Genomic DNA, 3,115 nt, shown 5'->3' on the forward strand with positions numbered 1-3,115 from the left:
ATTGGATAGACCGACCCTTTGCAGGAAGTCATTTTTCAAATTGTAGGTTAAGATGATATCTCTCAGCCGAATGTAGTTTGCTTTACGTACATATCTGTCTCCGTATGTATACCCATCCCGCGCGGAATACATAAAGTCCTCAGGAGTTCCATACTCAGGGAGTCCCGGTATTGCAGTAACAAGCTCGTCTCCTGGCTTTTTCCAGTAGTTTGAAGAGCCTTTTATTGCATTTCCGCTCTGTAGTTCATCAGGATTGGGCTGTTGGACTCTCATAACATGGCCACCGTAATACATAAAAAGAAAAGACAAATCGAAAGAACCTACAGAAAACTGATTATTGAGACCGATCACATACTTGGGATTTGTTGTGCCACTGTAGACCAGATCATCAAAATCGACATCAATGACGGCATCGTCGTATGTATTTAAAACTAACACATTACCGTTTCTATCGTAAACTCCAGGGTGTCCTAAATTATTCAGTCCAGCGTATCTATAACTGAATAGTGCATTCATTGGATAACCTTTCTGTAGGTCTGTGCCTGATACGATATCCAGGGATGAAGTTTTATCTTTTGCCTGTACTTCAATAACCTTATTTTTATTGAAGGATGCAGTTGCACTTGTTCGCCATTTGAAGATGCCCTTATCAATATTTACGCTAGTGAGTAATATTTCAAGACCTTTATTCTCAATAGAAGCCGTATTAGCACTATATTGGTTAAATCCTAATGTTGGATCTGCGGACATCGTACCAAATACATCTTTTGTTCTTTTATAATAAAGGTCTACAGAACCTGATATTCTATTTTTTAATAATCCATAATCTAACCCCAGATTGTAGTTAGTTGTTGTTTCCCAGCGGATGGATTGGTTTTCAGGTGATAGTACATCATAAAAGACCTCTGAAGTGTTAAACCTATTATTAAGTCCGGATGTTAGGATCAGGAAAGGTCCGTTAAAGCTACTTGGAACATTGCCGTTAAAGCCGGAGGCGGCCCGAATCTGTAATGAATTGATCCAGGAAACAGATTTAATAAATTCCTCTTCGCCCATACGCCAATTCATTCCTAATGACCAAAGCGGTTTGTTTTTATACTTATCGTCTACTCCGAACAGATTAGACTGGTCTATACGGATACTTCCAGTAGCGATATATTTATGCTTGAACATATAAGTTCCTTGTCCATAAAATGAACGGAACCTTCTGTCGCTATATTTTTCTCCAAAATAGTCATTGCTATTAAAACTTGATCCGTAGTCTCCGACTTCTTTGAAGGCTGGTTTTATCCTTGAATTAAGCACCTGAAGATTGACAGGTGTATTGATAAGAGACTGGTCATCGTAACCAAAGAATGTTGTTTTAAATGATTCAGCTTTTACTTGCCTTTGTTCAATACCAATGATTCCCGAAATACTATGTTTTTTATCTTTTGTTTCGTAATTGAGATTTGCCTGAGCACGTAGGGTGTAAGCTGTATTTTTAAGTGTTTCTTTTGTCAGAAAATTTCCTTGAGGCAGGTCAGTGAATAAAGGGGTTCCATTTGCTGGATCTTTTTTTGCCTTAGTATTTACCAGATACCTTACTCTATAAGAATCTTCTGTTTTAAGCAGGTCGTTCACACCCTGTTCATTTTCAATAGCGCCGCCAAGATCGATATTTAGCCACTCAGTAATTTTGGCATTAAGGCGGCCTTGTGCCCTGAAAGAATTGAGTGATGTCTTTTGAGTCGTAGCGGACAATTCTCCGAATGGGTAATAAAGCTGGTCATACAAACCTAGGGATTTGGCTCTCTCGTTATAATCTTTATTTATTACATAAAATTTTTCTCTGAATTCACCAAAAGTAGCCGGAAGTGCATTACCATTTTCGTCGACAATCCTTTCAAAGGGGAGGAGGTCACTATAATCTGGTGTAGTGCCATTTTTTACTCTGTTATTTGAATAAATTCCTTTAAAATCAAATGAAATATTCTTGTTGAACTTGTAAGTGTTGGCAACATTTAAAATGGTTTTTTTATTATCTGTACCTACTTTCTGAGCTCTTTCTCCGATATGGTTGACACCAATTAGATATGTGCTTTTTTCCGTACCTCCGCTGATATCAAAATTGATGTTATTGACAAGTCTACGTCTATAAAATAACCGTTTATACTCCGCAAGATTGTTGTAAGAAGCTATAGCGCCAATTTTCTCCTCTGCAAGCTTGTTATCTATAAGGCCATCTTTAAGATCGAATAGTATACTTGTAACTGGGTCAATTGGGTTATAATCTGAGTAAAAATATCTTTCGTCACCGCCTGTACTGACCATATCACGCTGTAAGTCTACGAATTCCTTTGTATCGAGATAGCGCATATAATCGAAATCGGGCTTTGAATCAAAAGCAAAAGTGTTTCTAAAAGTGAATGTTGGTTTACCGGATTTTCCCCTTCTGGTTTCTATAACAATAACACCGTTTGATGCCTGTACACCGTAAATTGAAGCTGCTGCTGCATCCCTTAACACGCTCACTGATATGATATCATTTGGGTTTATGGAGTTTATGTCGATTTCAGTAGGAAAACCATCCAACACGATAAGTGGTTTTTTTACTGCGTCAAAAGTACTGACACCACGAATGGAAAGTTCTCCAGAAATACTATTGTAGACTAGTCCTGGGACTTTTCCTTCCAGATTTTCTAGAAAGTTACCGGTTACGGCTACCCGCTGTTGGTAGTCCTTTTCGCTTAATGTGGAGGCGGCACCCGTAAGCTGTTCTTTCTTGATCTTCTGGTAACCCGTCGAAATTACACTCACTTCGGCCAACTGATTATCCAATTTGGCCATCTTAATCTCCATAAATTCATCACCTGGCCTGACAATACAGTCCTTATAGCCGATATATGAAATTACAAGTTCTGTTACTTTATCCGATGCGGGTATAGAGAAATGACCATTCTCGTCTGTAAAAAATACTCTTGGCTGGCCCTTTACTTTAATGCTGGCTCCAGATAGAGGCGATCTATCTTCGGTGATAACCCTTCCAACAATATTTCGCTGCTTATTTTCTAATTGTTTAATAACAACTATTCTGTTTTTGATATCGTAAGTGAGGGACTTTCCATTTAGCGAA

The 3,115-nt window shown here is 38.3% G+C and carries 1 protein-coding gene; it reads right to left on the bottom strand.

What is annotated here, in order from left to right:
- Positions 1-3,115, bottom strand: a 3,115-nt coding sequence (locus B2X72_RS24785; protein WP_286851933.1) for a SusC/RagA family TonB-linked outer membrane protein, incomplete at both ends; no start/stop codon positions are given.

The sequence above is a fragment of the Sphingobacterium sp. UBA7253 genome, assembly GCF_002472745.1.
Taxonomy (GTDB): domain Bacteria; phylum Bacteroidota; class Bacteroidia; order Sphingobacteriales; family Sphingobacteriaceae; genus Sphingobacterium; species Sphingobacterium siyangense.